Annotated in this window: 1 pseudogene; it reads left to right on the forward strand. The window is 61.4% G+C overall.

Going from position 1 to position 521, the window contains the following annotated elements:
* Positions 1-45: 45 nt before the first annotated feature.
* A pseudogene (locus CF70_RS17490) lies at positions 46-521 on the forward strand (phage integrase N-terminal domain-containing protein); the annotation flags it as partial.

The following is a 521-nucleotide window of genomic DNA, read 5'->3' on the forward strand; positions in this document are numbered from 1 at the left end:
CGCGATGGCGAAGGGCACCTGCGGTTGGAGAGAAGACAGACAACGATGAGCAAGGGTATCAACCTGCGCGCGGTCCTGGCCGCATACAATCTCCCCGAGAGTCTGAAATCGGCGTTCGCGGTGCTAGCTGCGGCGCACCTGCATTCGCCGCACAGTACAACCCGAGTCAGTGGTCGGTCGCTGTCGCAAATGTCGCAACGTCAGCGCGCGCAAGCGCTGCTGAAGATGTTTGTGGACCTTCGCGACGGCGGCTTCGCCCTCACAACGCCGTATAACCTCAGACAGAAGCACATTCAGTGGCTGGTGCGTTACTGGGTCCTGGAGCAGAAGCTGAACGTCGGGACGGTGGAACTGCGGCTGACACACTTGCGGGCTCTCACCTCCTGGATGGGTAAGACCAACATGGTTGGATCGCTCGACGACTACGTGGAACGGCCGGCAGACTACAAGCGGAGCTATATCGCGCGCGAGGATCGTTCGTGGGCGGGAAACGGGGTGGACGCCGTGGCGAAGATCGCGGA

Origin of the sequence: Cupriavidus sp. SK-3 (assembly GCF_000611145.1) — a bacterium.
In the GTDB taxonomy this organism is placed as follows: Bacteria; Pseudomonadota; Gammaproteobacteria; order Burkholderiales; family Burkholderiaceae; genus Cupriavidus.